Source organism: Leptolyngbya sp. AN02str (assembly GCF_050565595.1).
GTDB lineage: Bacteria > Cyanobacteriota > Cyanobacteriia > Elainellales > Elainellaceae > Kaiparowitsia.
The window spans coordinates 1-22,874 of the sequence record NZ_JBNXVR010000065.1 but is presented as its reverse complement, the minus strand read 5'-3'; the positions used below and the strand labels follow the sequence as shown (position 1 = coordinate 22,874).

At 50.5% G+C, this 22,874-nt stretch carries 28 protein-coding genes and 1 pseudogene; 15 read left to right on the top strand and 14 right to left on the bottom strand.

The features are described 5' to 3' along the window. The 3 genes from ACQ4M4_RS27470 to ACQ4M4_RS27460 form a co-directional block, all read left to right on the top strand. Positions 1-1,182: hypothetical protein (locus tag ACQ4M4_RS27470; RefSeq protein ID WP_430687679.1), on the top strand; the 1,182-nt coding region annotated here is incomplete at its 5' end. A gap of 713 nt (positions 1,183-1,895) precedes the next feature. Continuing rightward, complete coding sequence (locus tag ACQ4M4_RS27465) at positions 1,896-2,216, top strand: M23 family metallopeptidase (RefSeq protein WP_430687678.1); 321 nt, start codon at positions 1,896-1,898, stop codon at positions 2,214-2,216. A gap of 166 nt (positions 2,217-2,382) precedes the next feature. Further along, positions 2,383-3,666 carry a hypothetical protein gene (locus ACQ4M4_RS27460; protein WP_430687677.1) on the top strand — a complete coding sequence of 428 codons (1,284 nt, stop codon included), beginning with the start codon at positions 2,383-2,385 and terminating at the stop codon, positions 3,664-3,666. A 92-nt stretch (positions 3,667-3,758) separates the two neighbouring features. Here ACQ4M4_RS27460 and ACQ4M4_RS27455 read toward each other — a convergent pair. From ACQ4M4_RS27455 to ACQ4M4_RS27445, 3 genes and pseudogenes are all read right to left on the bottom strand, one after another. Then, positions 3,759-4,235: pseudogene (locus tag ACQ4M4_RS27455) on the bottom strand (Tn3 family transposase); the annotation flags it as partial. Between the two features lie 21 nt (positions 4,236-4,256). Beyond that, positions 4,257-5,072 (bottom strand): LexA family protein, encoded by an 816-nt coding sequence (locus ACQ4M4_RS27450; RefSeq protein ID WP_430687676.1) that lies wholly within the window; start codon positions 5,070-5,072, stop codon positions 4,257-4,259. Positions 5,073-6,175: 1,103 nt separating this feature from the next. Next, complete coding sequence (locus tag ACQ4M4_RS27445; RefSeq protein ID WP_430687675.1) at positions 6,176-6,595, bottom strand: hypothetical protein; 420 nt, start codon at positions 6,593-6,595, stop codon at positions 6,176-6,178. A 177-nt stretch (positions 6,596-6,772) separates the two neighbouring features. Between ACQ4M4_RS27445 and ACQ4M4_RS27440 the strand changes: the two genes are divergently transcribed. From ACQ4M4_RS27440 to ACQ4M4_RS27415, 6 genes are all read left to right on the top strand, one after another. Continuing rightward, on the top strand, positions 6,773-7,072 hold the full coding sequence (locus tag ACQ4M4_RS27440) for a hypothetical protein (RefSeq protein WP_430687674.1): 300 nt from the start codon (positions 6,773-6,775) through the stop codon (positions 7,070-7,072). Beyond that, positions 7,069-7,272, top strand: a complete 204-nt coding sequence (locus ACQ4M4_RS27435) for a hypothetical protein (RefSeq protein ID WP_430687673.1) — start codon at positions 7,069-7,071, stop codon at positions 7,270-7,272. The genes ACQ4M4_RS27440 and ACQ4M4_RS27435 overlap by 4 nt, the downstream gene beginning before the upstream one ends. A 45-nt stretch (positions 7,273-7,317) precedes the next feature. After that, positions 7,318-7,710, top strand: coding sequence for a hypothetical protein (locus tag ACQ4M4_RS27430; RefSeq protein WP_430687672.1), 393 nt, complete (start codon positions 7,318-7,320; stop codon positions 7,708-7,710). A gap of 14 nt (positions 7,711-7,724) precedes the next feature. Then, a complete protein-coding gene (locus ACQ4M4_RS27425; RefSeq protein WP_430687671.1) occupies positions 7,725-10,262 on the top strand; it encodes a hypothetical protein in 2,538 nt (845 codons plus the stop codon). 148 nt (positions 10,263-10,410) lie between these two features. Then, the gene (locus ACQ4M4_RS27420; protein ID WP_430687670.1) at positions 10,411-10,884 is read left to right on the top strand and encodes a hypothetical protein; all 474 of its coding nucleotides are present in this window, start codon (positions 10,411-10,413) and stop codon (positions 10,882-10,884) included. Between the two features lie 45 nt (positions 10,885-10,929). Beyond that, on the top strand, positions 10,930-11,397 hold the full coding sequence (locus tag ACQ4M4_RS27415; protein ID WP_430687669.1) for a hypothetical protein: 468 nt from the start codon (positions 10,930-10,932) through the stop codon (positions 11,395-11,397). 54 nt (positions 11,398-11,451) lie between these two features. Here ACQ4M4_RS27415 and ACQ4M4_RS27410 read toward each other — a convergent pair whose 3' ends face one another. The 11 genes from ACQ4M4_RS27410 to ACQ4M4_RS27360 all read right to left on the bottom strand — a co-directional run bounded on the left by ACQ4M4_RS27410 (position 11,452) and on the right by ACQ4M4_RS27360 (position 19,882). Continuing rightward, the gene (locus ACQ4M4_RS27410; protein ID WP_430687668.1) at positions 11,452-11,757 is read right to left on the bottom strand and encodes a hypothetical protein; all 306 of its coding nucleotides are present in this window, start codon (positions 11,755-11,757) and stop codon (positions 11,452-11,454) included. Continuing rightward, positions 11,751-12,389 (bottom strand): ParA family partition ATPase, encoded by a 639-nt coding sequence (gene parA / locus ACQ4M4_RS27405; protein WP_430687667.1) that lies wholly within the window; start codon positions 12,387-12,389, stop codon positions 11,751-11,753. Before parA ends, ACQ4M4_RS27410 begins: the two co-directional genes overlap by 7 nt. Before the next feature lie 366 nt (positions 12,390-12,755). Further along, entirely contained in the window at positions 12,756-12,983 is a 228-nt protein-coding gene (locus ACQ4M4_RS27400) for a hypothetical protein (protein ID WP_430687666.1), read from the bottom strand. A gap of 621 nt (positions 12,984-13,604) precedes the next feature. Beyond that, positions 13,605-14,063, bottom strand: a complete 459-nt coding sequence (locus tag ACQ4M4_RS27395) for a hypothetical protein (RefSeq protein WP_430687665.1) — start codon at positions 14,061-14,063, stop codon at positions 13,605-13,607. A gap of 114 nt (positions 14,064-14,177) precedes the next feature. Next, entirely contained in the window at positions 14,178-14,351 is a 174-nt protein-coding gene (locus ACQ4M4_RS27390; protein ID WP_430687664.1) for a hypothetical protein, read from the bottom strand. A gap of 151 nt (positions 14,352-14,502) precedes the next feature. After that, positions 14,503-17,502: a DUF3854 domain-containing protein gene (locus ACQ4M4_RS27385; RefSeq protein WP_430687663.1), complete on the bottom strand. Its 3,000-nt coding sequence runs from the start codon at positions 17,500-17,502 to the stop codon at positions 14,503-14,505. 461 nt (positions 17,503-17,963) lie between these two features. Beyond that, on the bottom strand, positions 17,964-18,143 hold the full coding sequence (locus tag ACQ4M4_RS27380) for a hypothetical protein (protein WP_430687662.1): 180 nt from the start codon (positions 18,141-18,143) through the stop codon (positions 17,964-17,966). A gap of 131 nt (positions 18,144-18,274) precedes the next feature. Then, positions 18,275-18,856 (bottom strand): hypothetical protein, encoded by a 582-nt coding sequence (locus ACQ4M4_RS27375; RefSeq protein ID WP_430687661.1) that lies wholly within the window; start codon positions 18,854-18,856, stop codon positions 18,275-18,277. Next, a complete protein-coding gene (locus tag ACQ4M4_RS27370) occupies positions 18,849-19,421 on the bottom strand; it encodes a hypothetical protein (protein ID WP_430687660.1) in 573 nt (190 codons plus the stop codon). Before ACQ4M4_RS27370 ends, ACQ4M4_RS27375 begins: the two co-directional genes overlap by 8 nt. After that, entirely contained in the window at positions 19,414-19,686 is a 273-nt protein-coding gene (locus ACQ4M4_RS27365; protein WP_430687659.1) for a hypothetical protein, read from the bottom strand. The genes ACQ4M4_RS27370 and ACQ4M4_RS27365 overlap by 8 nt, the downstream gene beginning before the upstream one ends. Before the next feature lie 10 nt (positions 19,687-19,696). Continuing rightward, a complete protein-coding gene (locus ACQ4M4_RS27360; RefSeq protein WP_430687658.1) occupies positions 19,697-19,882 on the bottom strand; it encodes a hypothetical protein in 186 nt (61 codons plus the stop codon). A gap of 216 nt (positions 19,883-20,098) precedes the next feature. Here ACQ4M4_RS27360 and ACQ4M4_RS27355 point away from each other — a divergent pair, with 216 nt between their 5' ends. The 6 genes from ACQ4M4_RS27355 to ACQ4M4_RS27330 form a co-directional block, all read left to right on the top strand. Next, on the top strand, positions 20,099-20,698 hold the full coding sequence (locus ACQ4M4_RS27355) for a hypothetical protein (protein ID WP_430687657.1): 600 nt from the start codon (positions 20,099-20,101) through the stop codon (positions 20,696-20,698). A 33-nt stretch (positions 20,699-20,731) separates the two neighbouring features. Next, on the top strand, positions 20,732-20,917 hold the full coding sequence (locus ACQ4M4_RS27350) for a hypothetical protein (protein ID WP_430687656.1): 186 nt from the start codon (positions 20,732-20,734) through the stop codon (positions 20,915-20,917). Then, complete coding sequence (locus tag ACQ4M4_RS27345) at positions 20,914-21,171, top strand: hypothetical protein (RefSeq protein WP_430687655.1); 258 nt, start codon at positions 20,914-20,916, stop codon at positions 21,169-21,171. Before ACQ4M4_RS27350 ends, ACQ4M4_RS27345 begins: the two co-directional genes overlap by 4 nt. Before the next feature lie 43 nt (positions 21,172-21,214). Continuing rightward, positions 21,215-21,631 carry a hypothetical protein gene (locus tag ACQ4M4_RS27340; protein WP_430687654.1) on the top strand — a complete coding sequence of 139 codons (417 nt, stop codon included), beginning with the start codon at positions 21,215-21,217 and terminating at the stop codon, positions 21,629-21,631. Then, positions 21,631-22,338: a hypothetical protein gene (locus ACQ4M4_RS27335; protein ID WP_430687653.1), complete on the top strand. Its 708-nt coding sequence runs from the start codon at positions 21,631-21,633 to the stop codon at positions 22,336-22,338. The genes ACQ4M4_RS27340 and ACQ4M4_RS27335 overlap by 1 nt, the downstream gene beginning before the upstream one ends. Positions 22,339-22,342: 4 nt before the next feature. Further along, the coding region (locus tag ACQ4M4_RS27330) for a hypothetical protein (RefSeq protein WP_430687652.1) at positions 22,343-22,874 on the top strand (532 nt) is incomplete at its 3' end.

Here is a 22,874-nt window from a genome sequence, read left to right as displayed (position 1 = left end):
CTCGATCGCATGATTCGACGGGTGAGAGAGGGATTAACCGAGATCCGAGGCATCCCAACTCATCGGGCTAACTATGCCGAGTTGGTCTTTGCCATCACCGATGAATTCCGGCAGGAAGTGACCGTGATTCTGGATAAGGCCATGTTCAAAGCGGGTGTGGTGAGTGCCGAGGATATCGATCTCGACGAAGACGAAAGCAACGTTTTTGCAGAAGATGTTGAAGCGTTGGAACCCTTATTCCAACAGGAGTCCAACAGCCCAACTCCTTCCCCAGAATTACCCCTATTCGATTGGTCTCAACTGCGCGATCGCCCCAACATGTTCCCTCACTTGCTGCTGCTGGGTAAGACCGGAGCTGGCAAGTCTACCCTGGCTGAGATGCTGTTGCCGTTGGTCGGTGGCGAACTGCTGCTGATTACTCCACATCATCGCCCTGGCGAGTTTCCCGGTGTGCGCGTGGTGGGTGCTGGCCGCAACTATGGCGCGATCGCTCAAGCCCTCGACGGATTGCACCAGCAAATGCAACAGCGCTACCAACGCTATGCCGCTGGGGATGAATCGTACCCCATGCTGAATGTGGTGATTGATGAGTATCCGGCGATCGCCGCCAACTGTGATGATGCCAGCACCAATGTAAAGGCGTTGGCGCGTGAAGCCCGTAAGGTCAAAATGCGCCTCATCATCTTGAGCCAGGGTGTCGAGGTGAAGGCGTTGGGCATTGCGGGTGAGGGGAGCTTGCGGGAATGTTTTACTTACCTGCGAGGTCGAGGCTTTGTTGAGGACCATGCGCGACGGCTCAAAAATGATGCGTTAGTTCGGTGGGTGAGCCAGCAGCCTTACCCGTGGATGGTCGAGGATATGGCCGCAGATACCAGCGTCTTGAAAGTGCTGGAACCTGTGTTGGACAGCACACCCAACGTTGAAGCTACGGCACCAACGCCAGGGCTACCGCCTGCCTGGGAAGTTGCAACAGAGCCCAACTACTCACCGGATGCCCTGCGGCTGCTCCAATGGCTACAGCGCCAACCAGGCGCGGTTGAGATGCGAACCCTTCAGCAGGCAAAGCCATTGGGCAAAGCCGTCCCCCACGGGCAAGCCACACTGCAACCCGTGCTGGCTGAACTGCTGACCTATGGAGCGATCGCAGTCGATATGACAGCAAAGACTGTTTGGGCAACTTAGTGTTGGACTGTAGGGCATGTTGGACTAGACCGATTAGAGAGAAAACCGGGCTCAATACCCGGTTTTTTTGTGCCCAACGTCCAACAGCCCAACAAATTAAGGTCACTTTAACCTTGCTCAAATCCTGAGAGATATGCAGTGATGGACGTAGGACTTATGGAGTACGTTCAAAGCCTCGCTTGATTACCTGGAAATATCGAGGGCATTCAACTGCTTCGTGTGAAGCTGCATCTGTTCTGCAATTGAGGATATGAAGTTCTCTACATTGGGAGTCTTCTACATTCAGAACAAATTCCTTCCACTCGTTATGTTCTAAAGCAACGATATCAGGTTGGTTTCGAGCAGGGCTGGAAGGATGACCACATTGGCTAACCATCTCTTTCGCATCAAACCACGCTTTTTCCCCGCTGAGATTAGTGACTCGGAATATGTGGTTTCCCTTGTAATACGCGGTGCATTTATACTGCCATCCACTCCCTGCTAGCCCACAATCACTGTTAGCAAAATAGTTTTCAGCCCTTGTGGGATGGGGTGCGACGAAGAGGTTTATCCCAACCCACATGAGAGATGACAAGACGAACCCTGATTTTTTCATCATGCACTCCGTAAGTTTAAGTTGATGAACTCGATGCTACGTGCAGGCTTACTAAGAACGGATGCAAACTACCAAAGCAAACAAAGTTTTGCAAGCGGGCAACACCCCTTAATTTTTGGTGAGTGATTTCCCGCATGCGATCGCCCTGGTGGGCAGCACCGGGAATTCAACCGGGCCTCATCTGCATTTCGAGGTGACAGACACCCAGCGCCGCATTATTGACCCGTTGCCCCTGTTGCCCGCTCCACCCAATGGGGCGCAAACGTTCGGCACTATCGACAGCGAGGCCAGCAAGGAATGTATGGGGCGATCGCCTTTGTTCAACAGTTCAACAAAGGCGATCGCTGTGAGGGTTAAAGAAGGGTTTAAGCAAACTTTCACTGACCTTTCACCAACGTTAGCAGCCGATAGCCTCAAACCCCTGTGCAAAACCGTATAAAGTTTGCTGCATTGTTTACATCAGTGCGATCGCTTGCAATTGTGTCCGTGATGAGAGTAACAACCTCATCCATTGCAAAGATTGACAACACCCCATGGAGTAAAACTGACGCAGTGGAAAAGTGGCTGCACAATGTAGTCACCCCCTTTATATTAGGTTTTGCGTTATGTCCTCCCGCCAACCCTCTGGTCGTCAGACTAAATCTTCGCAGTCTGCTAATCAGTTTCATGCAGCTCTAACTTCCCGTCCTTTCGCTCAACCAGCACCACCAGAACTGCTTTCGCAACCTCAAATATCAATGCTGGGAAGCAAGCCCCTAAACAATATTTCAATTCTTAATCCTGATCCGAACCCTCGATTTCCAATTCAACCGAAGCTTACCATCGGTGCTGCAGGAGACAAATACGAACAGGAAGCCGATCGTGTTGCCCAACAAGTAGTGCAACGGTTAAATTTTAGCGACGGTGAGCAATCGAAGCCCAACCAGCTCCTGCAGCGGAATATAGAGCCAACCAACGAACTGCAAACGAATCCATCAAGGCAATGGATTATACAGCGCCAGTGGATTCCCTCTGATGGCACAGATAGTAAAGAAAAGCTAATGCAATGGGATACCAAGATTGATAACAAGATTTGGTTCTGTGTCGAGGGCAAGGATTTACTCTTCTACCGAGACATAGAAAATGCATTTGAAAGCGAGAAGAAACCATACATACAATGGCTTAAGGATGGTTGGCAAGGGTTGACTGACTCTGCCTTAGCGCGCGACGCTAAGCGAACGGTCGAGGGTGGCATCAATCCCAGGCCAGAGACTCAGGAAGAAAGCTATACCAAGATGTTAAACGAAGGACGTAGCATCTTTGCAAGCATGAAACCAAAGGAGAAGTTGTCAGGGCTAAACGAGCAATGGAAGGACTATAAAACAGACCCGATAGAGGTGGCTGCTGAGATAAACCCAAGGACGAAAGATTGGGAACAAAAAGCGGTCGTCAAAACTGGCTATAAAGATAAGTACATCAATCGTTTACAAGGTCCTGGTGATGGACACTACCAGAACTATTTCTACTTTCCATCAGGAACGATTATCGCATCATCAAACTACCGCGCGAAGCCTCAGGAAAAAGAGCCACTGCCAAATAACGAAGTTATATACCACCAGTTAATAGAAGCGGCAAAAGCGACTGAAAAAGAACCTAAGGTGAAGATATTAGTCCGAGATCACGTTGTCAACAAGATGCTCCAGCCGATCATCCAGAGCATACGCAAAGAGAAGGGAAAAGGAGATATAGAATTCACACCAAAGGACGAGATCTTCTATGTCCTGTTGACGACTCCCAACGTCAAGGCGGGGGTATTCCTTGTCAACGATAGGGGACACCTTACAGGAATCAAGACGATTAATAAGCTTGTCTTACTTCAAAAGGGAAGCGTCGAGATTCACTTCGGGTAATACGCGGCAAGGCATATACGCCTTTGTATAGCAGCCGAGAAAAAAAGGTCGCTAAGGATGGGGTCACCTCAGAAAACGGAATTTAAAGCACGCTAAGCCGATTGCATCGGACGCAATGGCCTGAACTTGCCCGCACCAATCTTGGCGCTGCTGCGCCATAAATAATCGCCGGTCAGGTTAATGTGTTCCCAGCCAAGTGGTGATAGGTACTGCAACAGCGTGTCATCAACGGTATACCCGTTGCTACGCAGCGACTGTACTGCCTGCTCCAGGTAGATCGTGTTCCACAATACGACAGCAGCCGTCACCAGATTGAGACCGTTGGCTCGGTAGCGTTGCTGCTCAAAGCTGCGGTCGCGGATTTCGCCCAGTCGGTTGAAGAATACCGCCCTGGCCAGCGCGTTACGCGCCTCACCCTTGTTCAAACCAGCATGAACCCGGCGACGCAACTCAATGCTTTGTAGCCAGTCCAGAATGAATAGCGTGCGCTCGATACGCCCCAACTCGCGCAGGGCTACAGCCAAACCATTTTGACGTGGGTAGCTGCCGAGCTTGCGCAACATTAGCGAGGTTCAAGCCATGCAACATTATCAGAACGTGTAGCGCTTATTTATGGAATGAATAGAATACATAACAATCCCAAAAAACGAAACGTTCATTCCTCCTCGGATTTCAAGTGGTTGATGTTCTGGATTGTCAGATTCAGGCAACAAGAAGGCTTTGTCTTTAATCTTTTCAAATCGTTTTATTGTTTGAGATCCATTGACCAACGCAGTGACAATGGTTCCATTCTTAAGTTGTGACCATGAGTCAGTTAGCTGTTGAACAACAACTAGGTCACCGTCATGGATACCAGCCTTATTCATTGAATCTCCAGCAACAGGAAGCAGAAAAGTTATCGATGGTTCTTTGACAAGCATTTGATGAAGATCAACTAACTTGCCAGGATTGTCCTGTTCGGACGTTGATGTCACGTCAAAACTAGCTGCTACCGTGCTTGGATACATTCTGGAGCGTTGATCGCGAGTGAGAGGCTTTCTTCCTACCAATGAGATAGATGACATTGGTATGAGGTTGTTCTGAAAGTCCTGCTCCATTAAAATTCCAGCTCTTTCATCATTAGAAAACGTTGCCTTATCGGCTGTCGAACTCAAAGACTCAGATAGTGATCTGTGCAAGTTATCGAAAATTGAAGGTAACAGGTCTTCTCCATGGGGCTGCGTTTTCAAAAATGACCAAATAGCATCCACTAATTGAAGAAAGTATGGAACCCCTCTAGTGGGTAACCGCACCGGATGTGTTGGTTCCATATACTTGCCGCCTTTTTTTCGCCCTGCTCCAACACGCGGTCCTCCCCGAGTTTTTCTAGACATCATATAAGCAACCTTCTTTTGTTTTCTGTACATCAATCAAACATATTGAAAACAGAGTAGAGCAAATAAACCTGATTGAGCTGTTAAAACTGTTGGCTGACTAGTCTGCAAGAATAGTTAGCCAACAGTTTTATTTGGTTTACCTACTTACCTGTTGATCAAGCACGTCACTTTGCGCTGCTTGACTGGCACAGGGTTGGGTTACTTGAGTTCGTCCATAAACAATTCCAGAGCCGAACGAGAGCAAAACGTAAAGAGCTGCTACAAGAGCTTTCTCAGAGATAGTGAAGTTCATTTTGGTTTCCTTAAGAAGAGTAACGTCTGGTGGCTAGGCCGTGCTGCTTTGCGGGCGATCGCACAGGTTCTAAATGTGAATGCATGAAACAGGATCAAGATGCACTGCGGCAATAGCGCAGAGACATCATTAATCAGTACGTTTGTACTATCAAACAATATACAAGCACATTTATCAGAAAGGCAAATTTAAATTGCCTCAGATGGAAGAATGTCAACGATCGATTCACCAAATGCAATCAGAGCCAAAACGAAATCTGAAACGGCATAATTTCTTCGATAAATGAAGGCAATTAGAGGTAAATGGCAAAGTTTTTAACACAGGGAATTTAATTTAAAACCCTTGTAGAGTAACGGTTTTGGATTAAATGAACTAAATTTTAGCCTTGCTTTATTCACTTTCAAATGAGCATAGATATTTTTACTTGAAAAATGTACGAAAATCTATAGTTGTTATTAGATAAAAGCTTCTATCTTTTTTGAAAAATGTACGAAAATCTATAGTTGTTATTAGATAAAAGCTTCTATCTTTTTTGAAAAATGTACGAAAATCTATTGAAGAAGATAAGAAATGCTTGTACTATGTCTTTAGTACATAAAATCGTTTCCTTAAGCGATGGTACGTCTGCCTCTAATCAGGTGTTGAAGACCTTGTATCTGCTTTGCGGGCGATCGCATAGGTTTTCTCGATTGGTTAGCTATGTCTGTTTGGTCAAGATTCTTTTTGACTTGCCCATAAAGCAGGAAGGTCAAGGTTTAACCTTGACCTTCCTGCTTTATGGTTTTTTGTGGAGCTCATACCCTTTGTCCCAAATTGGGACAAAGGGTGCCGCGTCATACGCTTAAGCCCTAGACAACAGCGTCAGGAAGTTGCCAGGCACCTCTTCACTAGCGCCACTGGCTTCCCACACTACTCGGTAGCGATCGCCATCCAACGCCTCATCCACAACAACCCGACTGCCACTGGGCAACTTGCAGAGATCACCGGGCGAAAACCTTAAATGACTCGTTTCAGCGATCGCTATCGGGGGCTGCATCTCGGCCTTTGCCGCACCGCAAATGACACGACGAAGCCACACTGATTTGTCTGGCAGCGATCGCACCCACGCGTCAACATCAATGGGCAGCTTCACACAGATTGCTTTATCTGCCAGCTCAACCCCTTTGGGGACATCTGGAGCTGGTGCAAACTGCTGAGCCTTGAACCCCTCTGTTTGCACTGGCTTAGGATTCCCTCCCTTCGCTCCCTTTGTCTTTGCCATAGAACGACCAAGTTGGAACCCTTTAAGCATATCGCAGTATACCGGGAAAAATATGATCGAGAATACTGATGCATTTTTCCCGGTATACCGGGTATATTGTATTCATACGCAAAAAGAGAGGGCGATCGCCTGGAAGCATACGCCCTCTCTTCACTCACGCAATGGAGCTTTTCAATTATGTCTCAAATTTTTGAACCCATCGGCAACGGCATTCTTCTCTTTGATTGCATGATTTGGAGCAATGTAAAGCAGCGTCGCGCCTCGATTTCCATTCGAACCAACGTTGCCAGCAACACCGCTCTTAACAACGCTTTGCGTGATGCTGGGCTGGGTGAGTGGCGCGTGAGCCGTTGGACTCTTTTCGTTGGTGGTGATGATCGCGGCTTTGGTCGTTCAGCGGCGATCGCTGCTAATCAGTTATGGCTGGGGCACCTTTGCCCCACCAACAAACCATTATCAAGAGCAGCAAAAAAATGAATTTCAACGATGCAGCATTAAACGGATTGGTTCGTTGGCTCCTCGCGAAAGGAGAGCCAGTTCCAGCATTACTCAGCGATCGAGTTCCCAAAATTTTGGCAGAGCTAAAAGAGAGAGAACAAAAAGCTGAGCAGGAAAAGGCCGCTGAGCTTGAGAAAGCCAAAGGCAAGAAGCTCTCTGCCAAAAAGAAGAAGCATTAATTCAGCATTAATTCAACATCATCACCCCTGAGTTCAAACACAACCATGAACGAAAATACCGACTTATTTAGCAACTTAAAGACACAGTTGGCAGAGGCCCGGAAACTAGCAGAAAATATCCTTAAGGATCTTGGCCTTGAGTATGCTTCTGCCTATGTCGCATTGGATAAAATCTGCATCCATTGCAGAAACGAAGATGAAGCTTTTGAGATGAACAAAAACAGGCGAGCGATCGCGAATAGAATTTACGAGCTAGGGCTTTCGATCAAGCACTTAGACATCACAGATTTAGAGCGCGAAACGCTTGCTCAGACAATGGATGGGGATTTTGTTGTCACCGATGTTGGCCCTCGATCTGTGTACAGGGGAAAGCTCTCGCGGATTCGGTTCCCCTTTCAAAAGGGACGATATCTGCGGGATGAATATTTTGAAGATTAGAGGCTAATAAGCAAATGCCGGAAGAGGAAATCCAGATAGGCTTAGGCGTTGACGTTGAAGGCTTTAAGCAGCAGCTAAGCGAGTCTGAGCAGTTAGCCCAAGCTGCGATCGCCCGCATGAGCCAAATGAGCGCGGGTGAGCAACCAACGGTGATGTCCTCGCCTGTGGGTGCTCCTCCTCCGGTTCCTCCGTCTGCGCCTCCTGCACCAAGCGCCACACCTGAGCCTGAGAAAACCGGAGTAGATCCCATCTCTTCTGCGTGGGCAGAGTTGGAGAAAATCAAGGGTATCTCTGAACAATCCCCTGATGTTGCCCTGGCGGGGTTGTCCGGGCGTGGTGGGCTGTTAGGGAGAGTGAATAAAGCCGCGATCGCTGATCCTGAGAATGAGGAATATCAGCGGCTCATTGAGGCAATCAAGGATCAGACTAAGGCCACTAAAGAGCAGGTACGGGCGCAAAATGACCCGGATGCGGGCGGTGCTGCGGCTGGGATTCTGAGTTTCCTGAAGGGCAACGCCATGATCGGTGTTGCCGGGAACGTGGGTCAGCAACTCGCGGGCGGGAACATTGTCGGTGCGGCTGGGACTGGCATCGGTGCGGGTCTGGGCTTCATGTTCGGTGGCCCGTTGGGTGCTCAAGCTGGGGCACAACTCGGCGGCATGGCGGCGGGCACGATTGGGCAATTCCTGTCAGGTGCTACCGAAGCTCAGCAATACTCGATGCTCACGGCTGATATCGGTGGACGGTTTGGCGACATCTCAGGAACGGATGCAGCGCTAAGCATTGCCAACATTCGAGACATGGATACCTCTGGGTACTCCATGCAGGAAACAGCAGGCTTGTTTGATGTCCTGCGGCAAGGACGGGCGATCGATGGCGTAGACGAGAACTCGAAAGAGCTAGTAGAGCAGATTCAGGGGTTAAGTCGGGCGTTGGGACAGAATACCGAAGCACTCGCCCAAAACTACAGCTCCTACAAAGCGCTGGGCGGTGGGCAAGACGCTGACGGCTACATGGCTCAAATGATCGCGGGGGCCGTCTCTGCGGGGATGCGCTCCAATATGGAGCAATATCAAGAGATGGTGGGCAGTGCCCGGATGCAGCTCGTATCGCGTTCTGGCATCGGTGACTACGATGAGCGCGGGATGCGCGGCATTCAGGGCACTCTAACCACGCTGCTGGGGCAGAACAACCGAACTTCTGAGCTATTGCGGGATAACCCGATGATGGCTCAACAAATGCTCTCTAACTTCCTCAGCACTGGCGCAACGCGATCGGGCTTAGGTGTGGATGCCTCGCTGATGCAGTTAGCGGGCATTGACGCGGCGCGAACCACAGAAGGCTATATCGGCTCCGGTCAACAGGTAGATAATGCGATCGCCCGTCAGAGTTTCATTGCCAAGAATTTCTTGGGGAACTCGTTAGGAACCATGGGTTTTGGGTCTCAAGATGAGTTCTTTGCTGCTGCTCAACAAAATCCCAATTTGATACAGGATTTGATGACCGATCGCAATCCCAACACAAACCAAGCGCGATCGCTTCAAACATCCATGGACTTGATGATCAGCACAACCATGGGTAAGCCATTAGAAAGCATCACGGCTCAAGATCGCCAAATGTCCATGCAAATGCTACAGGCATTTGGCACTACGGGCGGCAATATCACCAGCGAGACCCAAACGGCAGATGGAAGCTCGATCGCTGACCTGATTACGGAGTCGCAGAAGACAGAAGGGCAGATGGCGCGTGAGGCGGCGCAAGAGCGGCACGATGAGATGATGAAGCTCATGAGCGAGTTTGCACCGCTGCTCACCAAAATCAATGAAGAAGCTACAGAAATTGGTCAACTTATCAATGACCCAATAGCACCCGCAATGAGGGCGATCGCTGAAGATCTCGTTCCCCTAATTCGTGGTACAGCAGGCGCAATGGACTCAATCGGCCAATTCATAGGCATGGATAGAGCAGGCGAGGCCATGAATATGGGCGTTGTGGGTGGCCTGCGGGAAGTTGCAGGGGGTAACACTATAGGCGGATTGGTTCAGGTAGCTAGCGGTGCGGCTGGAGCAATTGAGGCGGTTACCCCAGTGGGGATGATGCGCCGGGGCACAGAGGCGGTTGGAGGGGCGATCGCCAACTTGTTCGGCTTTGGCAAGGATGATGCTTCCCAGCAATCACCACGACAAGAGGGGCGATCGCCCGCTCCAAGTCTGCCAAGTTCACCCCTGGCAACGCCTCAGCCAAATCTACTGGTTGATAACATCTTTAATGACACACCTCCAGGCGGGGTATTAGCCACGAAAGAATACAACACCTTCCGGTTTGCACCAGGGGATGTGGTACAAGCGTCAATGGGCGGGGCTGCTCAAACCACGTCGGGTATGGCATCACCCAACATTACGGTTCAAATCAACGTACCTACGGGTGGGGTAGATGCCGAATGGATGAGAGTGGCTGCTCAATCAGGGACGATGGCGGCATTTGATGAGTTTACCGCTAGCTGGAGAGGCAGAGACAGAGGTGAAGCGCGGCGCGATGCAACTAACTATTGAATTTGTCCCATTTGGGGATTTTTGGCGATCGCAATCCCGTTGATCCATCCGAATATCGTGGATCTCATCCAGCCTCACCCAATAGCCATCAATAACCTTGCTATATGGAAGCTTCAGCCGTCTCTACCCAAAATTGAATTGATCCCACATGAAAAAACTCGATGACCTAAAAAAGAAGCGAATCAAGGATGCCTACGTTGTTTTTCGAGGCCCCGATACAGCTTTCCTCAAATCGCTAAATGAGGATCTAAGGATCTCAAGCGGCACTCTCAAGCGGCTAAAGAAAGAGCATGGATGGGGGGCAATGCGGGAGGGCGCGATCGCTGGTGCTGAAAAAATTGCAGAGGAGAAGCAAGCTTTGTCCACCTCGCTAGAGGCAGATGGAATCGACCCAACTGCATTACTGCTGAAAGCGATCGTTATTTTGGCCGATGCAATTCCAAATGCACCAGCCAAGAGCAAAGAGGGTTGCGTCACGGCTATGCTGCGGGCGATTGAGGTATATCGCAAGTTCCGACCGCTCACAGTATGCGAACTCGCAGATTTAGCAATGACCACTCCAGGGTATACCCCACAAGAGTTTGTGAAAGAACTGAGAAGAAGATTGAACGAAGCCAGATAAGCAAAGCAGCTCTGGAATGTTTAAACAAATTCTTTGCAGGAAAATATGTTCCGAAAAACACTGGCCTTAGTTGTTGCGATCGCCCCATCCCTGCTGGTTTCGTTGCCTGTGGCTGCTGCTCCTGAAGCTTCTTACCTGGGCCAAAGCACTGTCATCACATGGGATTTTGATGCTGGGTATCTGTGCGTCACCCAAGATGGGTTGGGATCGATGAGTCGAACTGCTTCTATCCACAGATATCGGCTTGTTCGAGATCCGCAAGAGTACACCTACAATGTGATTCATGTAAATTCTGCCGCTGTTTATCCCAGCGGCAATGCCGTAATAGCTACGGCTGCTGAACCATTTCCCACCTCAGTTCTTTTTGAGCGCGGAGAGAACGATGGAAATGGGTGGTTCGCCCGCAACATAGAGCCGGATGAGCTTGGAGCTGGCTGTGTAAATGGCGGTATTGCTGGTGGCATTCAAGCACTAGAAAGGACGCATGGCATCAGAATTCGCTCAAACCCTTGACCCTATTGAATTGGGTCAGTGATTAATCGGTTAATTGATGATTTGATTAACCGATTAATCGCTTTGCTGATTAACCCAATCTTCTAGAAGCTGGGTCACTAGATCGCTAAAATCCATCTCATCGTTGTCGAGCAGCAGGCGTTTCACCTGTTTGTCGAGATCCTTTGGAATGTATGCTCCTACCTGCTTGTAGTCGGAGCGCGAGCGCTTACCTTGTGCCCTGGTGGATGGCGTTGAGGTAGCCGCTGGTGCTGTGGGCTGCAACTCTGGGTCGATCCCACCACTGCTAACCCAACTTGCAGCTTCAGGCGGTGGTGTTGGTGCTGGTTTCTTGGCAACAATTCGCTTGCGCTCTACCACTGCGACACCTCCATCAGTTTCAGCACATCCTTAGCCAGTGTTTTGATTTCCTTTGCAGCAGATCCGCTTGGCTCCAACTCAAACACGCTGACCCCAGCGCTAGACTCTGCAAAAATCACCCGTTGCCCGATCGCAGTTTTGATTGTGGGAATGCCGTAATCCTCCAATGCGTTGCCCACTTCCCGAGCGATCGCAGTTCGGTTGATTTTGCGATTCACAACAAAGGCTGCCCTGATATCAGGCTTGAACTGTTGGGCTTCCTGCACTAGCTTTACGGTCTCGCCTGCTGCCCAAATATCGTAGGAACTGGGTTGGATTGGGATGAGTACCAAATCACTGGAGAGAATTGCAGAACGCGCCAGGGCACTCACCCGAGGGGGCGAGTCAATGACTACGTGTGCATAGTCCTTTGCAAAGTCTGGTAAATCCCGATAGAGGCTATCCCGAGCGATCGCCACTACTGGAAATGGTGAGGGTGTCTCTCGGGCTGCTGCCCAATCGTTAGCGCTGCCTTGTGGGTCAGCATCCACCAGCAACACCCGCGCACCTGAAAGCGCGATCGCATGGGCAAGATGAATTGCCAGCGTGGTTTTGCCAGCACCACCCTTGAGTGAGGCCAAAGTGATTATCATGGAGCTACTTACTAACTAATCGGTTAAGCGGTGAGTCAACGAACCAGCTCACCACTTGGCCGCTATTTTATAGCCGATGCAGCTGATCACCTCATTGGTTCAGCGGTTATTTGATTAATCGGTTCAGCAGTTATTTGATTAGTCAATTAATCGCAAAATGAGACAAGCCAATCTCGCCGCCCAACGTTCTAGGGGTGTGTGACAGTTCTGGACTAAGAATGGCCAAAATGGGCCTTGTGACAGTTCTGAAAACCCTTGATTTTGCGTTGTGGGTTTTGGACTGCTGGACTGGCCTAAAAAATAGGTTAAAAGCTTTGTACTGCAAGGCTTTAATGTACTTCGATTGGTTGCCTTTTGAGCAACTACTCAAGCAGCCTCTACCTGTCTCAAATTTGTCTCAAGGGCAATCGCTCGGCTGCTAATCCGCAGTGTGAAGCCGTCGAACGTTACCACCGGCGCCAGGGCGTTGCTGGCCAAGATGCGATCGCATTCCTCGCACTTCTCCCACAGTTGCGCCATCTCGGCTTCGATTGCCTCCGATAGCAGGGCAATTCTGGCAATGTGTTCGTGTGGGGTAAGGGGTGGTTGGTGCATGCCCTAAGTCTACTCACCTAGCCTTTAAAAATCACGTAGGAACTCTCCCTTGTAGTTAATCAAAGAGTTCCAGTGAAAAAAACAATCAGTTTCATTCTTGCAGCCTTGACCGCGATTCAGATCTGCTCAGATCCTACACAGTCAGCTTTATCAAAAATCACTGCTGGATACTCGCTGGCTATCAAAGCTGCTTCCTTGGCAGAGGAATGGAAGGCTTCTCGCACTGAGAGAGACAAATTGAAGAAGTAATTGGGTCGATGCGGTTTGTCCGATCTTCCGACAAACCGCTGAAGATTCTAGAATCTTGAAATTTAGTCAGTCAAAGAGTTGGTTCCATAGCTTGAGATGTGCAGGATTTGCACATCTCAAGCTATGGAGAGCTTCGCCTGATTCAGCCAATGCCGGAAACGTTGCAACTTTTCCATAATATGGAAAAGCTCTTTTCAATCCCCTAATAAGGCTTTACCTCCACGATGGTTGCCAATTTTCAGATCCCGAAAATTTAGGGCAATTTAATGAGTTGGATTGAGCTGCAACATCATATGGATGACGATCGCCCTGAGCCTAGAATTTCATGCTCAGATTGCCTTTGTCCAAATTTTGGACAAACAACACTCGTGCTCAAATACAGGTGTAGTAGCCCCAAGGGGTAGTCGGTTCACTACTAGGGTCTACACACTCAAACTCTCGAACCTGCCCATTGATTAACCCAAATGGGCTTTGCCAGTCGGTTTCAGCCATAGAGAATGTGACCAACCCCACTGGTGGACATCCGTTAATGATGGTTCGTGAGATAGTCGTCATGAGCTGTATCGAGTTCATAACGTTTTCTGCATCTGGGCCTGAAAGCCTAACTCCAAAGGCCACAGGCTTGTTATCGGGGTAGCCTCGATATATTTCAGATGCTCTCCAAAAGCCTGCATCAACCACTGTAAGATTTCGCTCGCGCAGTAGAAGTGAGCCCGCTGATCTAAGCGCTTCTTCACATTGGCTCTGAACCTCTGGCCTGAATTGGGCTTGTGCAGCAGTAGGAGCCAAAGCAATAATCAGCGCGATCGCGCATCTCAGCACGTTTTTCATGAGGTAAATCCCTAAACTGGAGCACCCTACAAGCTTATTTATCTGCTACCGGAAAATAGGGAGCCTCTTTATCTAAATTTGGCCGCGCCACGTTGTGTTGTCTCGCGATCGCTCTTAACGGGATTCAAGTTTTGTCCCAATTTGGGATTTTTGCTTGCCAGCATCGGCCCGCCGCTTCTCAAGCTCTAAAACGAATTGATAGCAAATATCGATATCAGCTGCATCCATCCTGTGCAGCGAACGAGCGATCGGGGCGATCGGGGTCATGGGCTGGGGCTGCGGGGCCATGCTGCACACCTCCTTAGCCCATCGATAGTGGCCAGACGGCGGCTTTGGCCTCTTCCAAGAGGCTACTCGAAACTCCCGAAGCCCGTAACATAAGGGGATTTCGGCTATTCATTGCGTTTAGTTTGTCCCAATTTGGGACAAATGGAATTTTTTAAGCGGCAGAGGCTAGCTTGATTGACTCAACAAGACTTAAAACTGCTGATTTTTCCTCCTCGGTTGTGGCGATTGCCCACATTTCTAGAAGATCTTGGCGGCAGTCGAGGGGGAGGCAGCTTATTTCTAGGAGCTGATCGTCCCCCCCTGTATTGATACTCTCTTGGGGGGGGGTGATCGCCTGCGATCGCCTCTCCACGTACTTTTTGAGGTTTTCCAAGTTTTCGATATCTACCGAGTAGAGTGTTAGAACCTTCCCGTCTCTTCTGGCTTTGCGTGAAGTGCGTCGAATGCCAAACCAATCCAGTAGAGTAAAAACTGCTTGGCGATCGCCAACTTTGTTTACGTTGCTAAAGTTGAAGGCGAGTGCGAATTCACGGGGATATTTTTTGAGTATCTGTGCGATCGGCGAAACAATATCGTCCGAGAGTTCAACGATTTGGTTACCCCAAACGCCGTCAATTAGCTCAATCGCGCCAGAATTACCCAGCAGCCAGCGCTGCAACGCTTCAGGTGTCCAATCCTGCGGGGTAGAGCTGTTGCGCTCGATGCTTTGGGCAGTTCGCTTGATGGCGATCGCCTCATCCCGCAAGAATTCCAAGCGCTTCACCGCTTGGCGCGTTCTGCCGTCGCGGTCGAATTCAACTAAGGCCCGATCAACGTCCTCAACTCGGTAGAACTGGGCAAGGTAGAACCGCTCTAGTTGGGTTAGTTCGCTCTCTGTAAGGGGCTGTCGTGTAGCTTTGCTTTCTAGTGCCGTCGCCTCTTCTGGTGTAATTGAGGCTGCGCTAATAATCGCTAGGGTTCGAGCTTCTTTAGCCTTTACTCGCTCAAGAGCAAGGGCTTGACTAATCTCCTTAACTTCGTCCTCGTCAAGATTGGGCTTGAAGGTGGCGATCGCTTTTCCTTCATGTCGCAGTAGTGCCAGCACCGTATCTCTGAGCGAGGCCATACCCCGATTGCACTCAACCTCAAAGCTAGCCAGTAGCTTGATGTTTTCACCTTGCCAATCAAGGTTGTGTACCGTTACAGCGGTTTCAGGCTTCAGAGAATGCGTGACGAGTCGAGCGTTAGCCGTTGATTTCGCTTTGAGGTCGCGAATAAAGCCACTAACAGTTGTAGCTCTTGAAATGCGGCTGTAACCACGTCCACGCTTTGGCAGATAGATAAACCGCTCGATGGGCGATCTCACTCGGTCAAGCGCCTGGGCGATTCCGTTGGCACTAATAGTCGATCCGGCGTAAATTCCCCAAACGGAATCAATTAATTCAGTGTTGCGCTCAATACTGAAGCCTTGCTGCACACTGGGGCTGGTAAGAATCACTTGAACACCTTGTGCAACTAAGGCAGGCAGATCGCCCCCCTTGCTAGCAAGGAAGGAACGCTCAACCTCACCACCGCTGGTTTTCTGGCTGATTGTTAGAGCTTGAACGCCTTCTAGCTCTAGAAGTGCTGCGATGTTTTCGATTTGCTTTCGCTCGTCGCAGTTCAAATAAACGATTTTGCCTGGCTCCAGCGACTTAACCCGCTCGACAAATGCGGCGATAGCTTCCTTCCTACCACAGTCCAGAACGTTAGCCTTCCATTGCAGTGGCTTACGCTCCGACTGTACGAGATAGGCTCTCTCACCTCTGATTTTCTCAACGTAGGCGATCGCCTCCTCTGTCAGGTCAGCATCAGCCAGAATCACTAACTTGGCTGTCCTGATTCGACGTTCGAGTTCACTGAGCAGCAAGGGCCGAACCCCATCTTTATTGCAGAGTTTTGAACCAAGCAAAAAATGAAGGCCAGCAGTCGTTTCATCCAAAACAAAAACATCAGCAGCAATGCCGCGCACTTTGAGTAACGAGGGGAAGCAGGCCGAACCACCATCAACAATCGCGCCCTTCACAATGAAGCGATCGCCATAAGCGTCATTGTCGTTAGCAAACGCACCGCTCCATGCTGTTGCCTGGTCTCTTGCAAGGCTTTGGAGTGGCGTAGACGACAGCCATGATAGCCCTTGCAACATCACTCTGATCGCCGTGCTTTTCTTCGTACCCTTGCCGCCGTAAAACGCCACAATGCCAGAGCTGGGCAGCTCTGCGGCTACCTCATCAAATTCCCGATCGCCAATATTCAGATCTGGTGCTCGGCGAACGCGATTGCCTAATCGCCGTATAGTCGCCCATTGCTGAAACGGAACTGCTTCAGCGATTGCCTTTTCGGCAGCTTCAGCACCAGCATTCACGATCAGATCGTCAATGCCTTTCCCTTGCTGTGGCTCCCATTCAGCGATCGCCACATCAGCACCAGCAGTCGATAGTAGCCCACCAAAACGGCTCAAAGACTTGTTTACTTTCTGCCGTGTTTCGGGCTTACTATCTTGGTCAAATGCCAGAGTAATGGGTCGCCCCGGCTGTAAGAACGACTTCAAATCTTCAATTAGCTCAGGCCGCGCACGCCGCACCGTCTCATAACCGATCCGCTCGTTGACGAGACAGCCACCATCTACGCCAGTAAGGGCGATCGCCACATAGCCCATGCTCAGCAGTGCTAGCGCCTTTTTGCCGCCTTCGGTAACACGGATTGGAACCCTGGGATTAGCCTCCACCCATGCCCAGAGGCTACCTTCTGAAGGCACTTCAACCCCTAAGCGCTCGCCAATCTTGCGGCGCGTTGCTTCATCCACCGGGGGCTGATAGGCGCGTGAGCCACTACCCAATACGGTTTCATATTTAGGTGAACTCGTTTTGCCTGTCTTTTTGTCCACGCGAGGGCATTGTCGCTGTGGTTTACCTTGCCAATACTCGCCGTCCTCATGCCGAAACATGGCGATCGCGCCGTAACTATGCGGCATTCGGGATTGCCAGAAGCGAGAAACCCAATGTTTTAGAGCAAGATTCGGTTCCCAAAACCCAGTGTCTTCAACAACCTCGACAGCAACATCGTAAAGGGAAGGCGCGATCGCGCTCCCCTCCAGACACTCTTTTCTAAACTTTTGGCCGAAATCGTTCACTTCTCGACCTCCTCGTCAACGAGAAGATCGATCTCCCGTTCAATCCGCGCTGACCACTCGCGGGTAAGGTCTCCTGCGAGAACAACAAGGTCGATAATTCTGCTGGCTTTAGGCTCCCAGGGCTCGTCTAGAAGACTTTCTGGCCAGCCTGCATCAGCCCAAAGGGGCTCGAAAGAAGACTTTCGATTTCCTACGATCCCTAATACTATTGAGGTAAGCGCGTTTTTTCCGCGCTTCCGCAGATGACGGAGATGGGAAAATCTATTAAAATTGTTTGACAAACGGAATCGACTACAGATCGATTCCGCGATCGGTCCGATCACGGCAGGGTACTCCTTTCTAGGTGAACCCCCCTCGAATCCAAAAATCTCAATCAGTACTAGCTTGGCGGCACCGTCTGATTTTCGATTCTAAGGATTTAAGAGGGCTGAATTAAAAAACAAGATTGAATCGCGGGTAGTTTACGCTGCCCGCGATTCTTTTTTAGATTTCTCCCTTAAATAAAAACCGATAGCCTCGCGAAAAATAGCGTTTTTGCAAACGCCTTTCTCCTGAGCGATTTGCTCAATCTCGGCAACTTCTTCTGGCAGGAGTGCGATACCGCCCTTTACTAACGGGCTTCCTCTCTTAACTGCGCGCATTCTTTACCTCCTCTGCTTTACGGATAGTGTACTAGCCAAAATTCGATAAAACAACCCAATCTCTTGCTATACAAAGCTTTTGAGCAATATGCTTGATAAAAGCAATAGAAAATGAACGCTAGATACAGTGTTTAGCCTTCTTCCTCCTTTTTCCCTGGCGGCAGTTGATACGGATCGAGGCCGTTTTCCTGCAAAATCCGTCGCAGTTCGGCATTCTCTCGCCGTAGGTCGTCATCCTGGGCAAGCATCATGCCGAGCGCTTCCAGCTCACGGTCTGATAGGCGATCGCTAAACTTTTGGTTTCGATCATCCTCGCTGCGAGATACCCCAAAGGCAGCATCAAAGCGCCGTTCTAGGGTTTCTGCCATCAACGCGATACTTAGCATGAATGCCCGTCGATTGCCCTTATAGCTGCGGTACATCCAGTAGGCAACAACAACTTCAATCGGCAGGGCATTAATCCGGCTCTCCCCTCTTGCCCCTTCCTTTGTTGGAACTGGCAACGACTCAGGAGTGTAATCCGTATAATCCTCTCCTAGAGCGTCTTTGGAGTCTCTTGAACGCAAAAAACGTAATGCGTAAACAGCAGGTTCCCCGATCGCCTCGGCTGCTTGCTGTTGGCTCATCCGGTAGGAACCATCAGCAAGTCTGAAGCCATCTACGACGATTGAGCCAATCGAGATATCTGCACGGGTGATTTCGTTTTCACTCATGGCGATCGCTCTCCTTTGGCAGGGCATAAGGGTCAATGCCGTGCTCTCGCAGCACTTCCCAGAGAAAACGATTTTCCTGCCTGATTGCGTCATCCATCGCATAGCCAGCGGCCACGCCTGCGATCAGCTTTTCTAAATCCTGAATCCGCTTGTTCAGCCGTTGGTTGCGATCGCGCTCGGTTCGCTCCACATCGAATGCAGCATCAAAGCGTCGTTCTAAGGTCTCGGTGGCTAGTGCCATCACCAGGGCTAACGCCTGCCGATTCCCCTCAAAGCATTGGAACACCCAATAAGCAGTTACCACTTCTAATGGCAGAGCATTAAACCGGGTTTGACCTCGCTTCTGAGAACTGCTATCAGCCTCGATACTGTCCGGCGTATAACCTTGTCCTAGCAAGGCGTTGATGCCCTTCGAGGTCAAAAACCGTCCGGCGTTCCGCTGGCTTTGCCCGATGCACTCAGCGGCTTGGGTTTGGCTCATGCGGTAACTGCCATCGGGCAGCATGAACGCATCGACGGTAAAGCCACCAATTTCGATTTGTGCGCGTGTGGCTTTGTCACTCATGCTGTGCTCCGTTGCCGTTGCCTCCGTTGCCGTACATCTGCTCAATCAATCGCCGCAGCTCTGCCCTGTCACGGGCAGCTTCATCGGCCTGCTGTGCAAGCATTTCGGTTAAGTCTGAGATAGAAGATTCCATCGACTCTTGAAACTGCTGTTGGCTTCTAGTGAGCTGCGAGACCTCACCAGACAGCGCCGCGATCGCCCGAGCGTTGCTGTTGGCAATTTCCGCAGTTCTGCCTATCAGTTCCCTGAGTTCATCGTCGGTCATGGCGATCGCCTCACTTCTTAGGTGAATTGCTCTTAGCTGATGGGGTCATCTTAAGGTATGCCCTCAAAGCCTCTTCAACTAGTTCTGACAATGTTTTGCCCTGTTTCAGGGCTTCGATTTTCGCAGCCGTTTTGACCTCTTCGGGCACGTCAACTTGCAACCGCATTAGCTCATCCAAACCTTGTTCTGATGCCATTAATACTACTCCTATTACCGAAACTAGTAGAACTATTGACTGATACTAGCATTACTACTATTACTAGTAGTGCTAGTATTTAGAGTATAGCTCTGAACATTGACGAAAACAGCATGAAAACTGCTATTCGGCTTTTTGCTGTTCATGGCTGAACGAAAGAATCACGTTCAGAGCTGTTCACGAATGTTCACATCAGTTTTTTCAAGGTTTTCAGCGATGAATACTTCACTGACCAAGTTTTGCAAAGATAACGGGCTTCCGAAATCCAGCGTCTACAACCGTTGCCAGGAACTAGGCATCTCCACAGCCAATGGCCTTAACGATGCCGCGATCGCACAGTTGCGGGTTGAATTCGACCTCGACGCGCCTACACCATCGCCCCAGGTCGAAGCTGAGCTAATGCCCGATAACTTCATTCAGCCTGGGCAGTTAGCCGCAGTGCAAGCCCATGACGTGCAAATGCCCCAAGGCTTCGACCCAACTGCGATGGTGCGATTCTTTGACGGTGTTACGGGGCAAGCCACCGACACCAGCAAGCTAGTGGCGATCGCAGACCTGGCGCTGAATGCCGTCTCAACTGCGATGGACAACAAGATTTCTGAGCAACGGCAGCAGCTAGAGCAATCGAAGCAGCACGCTAAGCAGCTAGAAACCAAGGTTGCTGAAGCCAAAACTGCACTACAGGTGAAAGCGCTGGAATCCCGCATCTTGGCTGCTCAACAGACCGAAACCACCAAAACGGCTGAAGAGATTTTTGCCGAGCTGATGGCGTTAGGAAAGCCTTCGCCGTCGGAGCCGTCGTCGGAGCAATCCTGATCACCCTATCCCTTACCTTTTGGAGTTCCCTGAATGCTTTACCTACAAACCCGCAACGCAACGACACACCCAGCCAAACAAGACCCCAAAGCACCCCACGGTTGGGTCACTGATACAGGGATGTTCTACCGCCCTGATTATGGCGATCGCCTATTTGAAATCGATGGCGAATGGTTTATCAGTGTCGGCCAGCTTTTTCCACTTGAGGTGGCCCAATGAAGCAAAACCCACAACGCACCAAGCACAAGCGGTTTACCCGCTATGACGCGCTTTCAGAATCTCACATCACCTCAATGCTGTTGTTTGCGGCATTTCCGCTCTTGTTTGGCGAAAGGTTTATCAAGTTCGGCTTTTTAGCAATAGTGCTTATCAACCTGCCGATCATCTGGTGGGCAGTGCGTGACTCATTTCTCAAAGCTCAGCAGCGCAAAGCGTTGCGCCGAAAGGGAGGCACCCAGGCCGCGAAACCGTAGCGCCTCCCCTATTCCCTATCCACTACGAATAAGGAACCCTTCTATGCTCTCAAATCCTCGATTGATTAGCTCGCTACTGGGCACCGTCCTAACCTTTGGCTCTGTCGGCGTTGCGACTGTGCAGCTACGGCAGTCCCAACAGCAGGCCGAGCCCATCCAAGTCAGCGATCGCACTACTCAGCAAGCCAATCTGACCATCAGCACCGTTCCCGGCAATGTCTGGGTGAAGGTCAACGACTACACCTACACCGAGCGTATCCCGCCCACCATCGACCTCTCAGGTTGGGCTGATGATTTCCCGGTGCAAGCGGTCGTAAGGGATGCCCAAGGCCGCTGCATTGGGCGCATTACCAACGAATCGGGCCAGCTCCGGTTCATCTTCGTCGAGGCCGATCCGCCCATGTGTGGCGGTGCCACGCCTGGGCCTCGCCAACAAACTGTTGCGGAGGCTGTGGGCTAATGAGTGAGCAACTAAAACTCTATCGACGACGCGCCAAAGCCAGAGCTGCAAAGGCAACATCCACCCACAGCACCACACCCACAGCAGCCCCATCGAGGGGTGACAACTATCTCGATCGCCAGGAAAAGCTACACGGCTCGGTGGCTAAGGGTGCCAGCGCCGTTCACCTGGCTTTGGGTGTTGCCCTGAGCTGGCTGAAAACTTTCTTTCAGCGCTCCATGCTGAGCATTATCGCCATGCTGGTGTTGCTGATTGGAATGGCCTTGGCTGCTGAGGTTTACTGCGTTGCGGCTGGTGTGTTGCCAGCGCCCATCATCCCCAAACCCGGTGTGGGCTTCAGTGCATCCAAGGAAGTGGCGCGATCGCTACTCACCAGCTCAAGCGGTTGGGATTGGGCCTTCATGCTGGGTGTGGCCATCTTTGCCGTGTTCGTTCAAATCCTGCAATGGGGCAGCGTCCGTTACATCGTTGCACGCGCTCGAATTGCCAAGAATGGTGGATTGTCACCGCTCAATGGCTTCGAGTTGGTTGTCTTTGCCCTATTCATGATTCCGCTCTGGTACATGGATTTATCCATCGTCAGCAGTGCCTATCTCGTCGAGGGATTCAGCATTTCGGGCTTGTTCATTTTCCTGTGGGCCGCTGTGCCGGCTGAAATTGCCAACGCGATCGCCAACCTGCAACGCTCACTACCTGAAGAGGAATAACACCATGGCTTACGCAACTTGGAAAGACGAAATCGAAGCATTTGAGGCTGATTGCCAACGGTTACGCAAGTCTCGCCGCGAATCGTTCCCGGTCAAAGTGTTGGGCGTTGCGCCCACTTTGGGCCTGCTGTTTATTGGCACCATGCCCCCGCTCATGGTGGCGATCGCACTGGCAGGTATGGCTATCTCTGGAATTAGCCTGCTGATGGAAATGGATCACCAGCGAGAAGCTTACGGCGGCAACCTGGCCTTAGACCTCAACCCCAACAGCGACTATGACAACCTTGCCGGGGCATTCAGAACGCGATCGCCCCGATGGGAAGCCCTCGCCTATCTGTACAGCCAGCTTGATCCGATTCACCTCAAGGATCGCTTAGGTCACCTCGACGACAGCACGGCAAAGCGTACCCTCGATCGCATGATTCGACGGGTGAGAGAGGGATTAACCGAGATCCGAGGCATCCCAACTCATCGGGCTAACTATGCCGAGTTGGTCTTTGCCATCACCGATGAATTCCGGCAGGAAGTGACCGTGA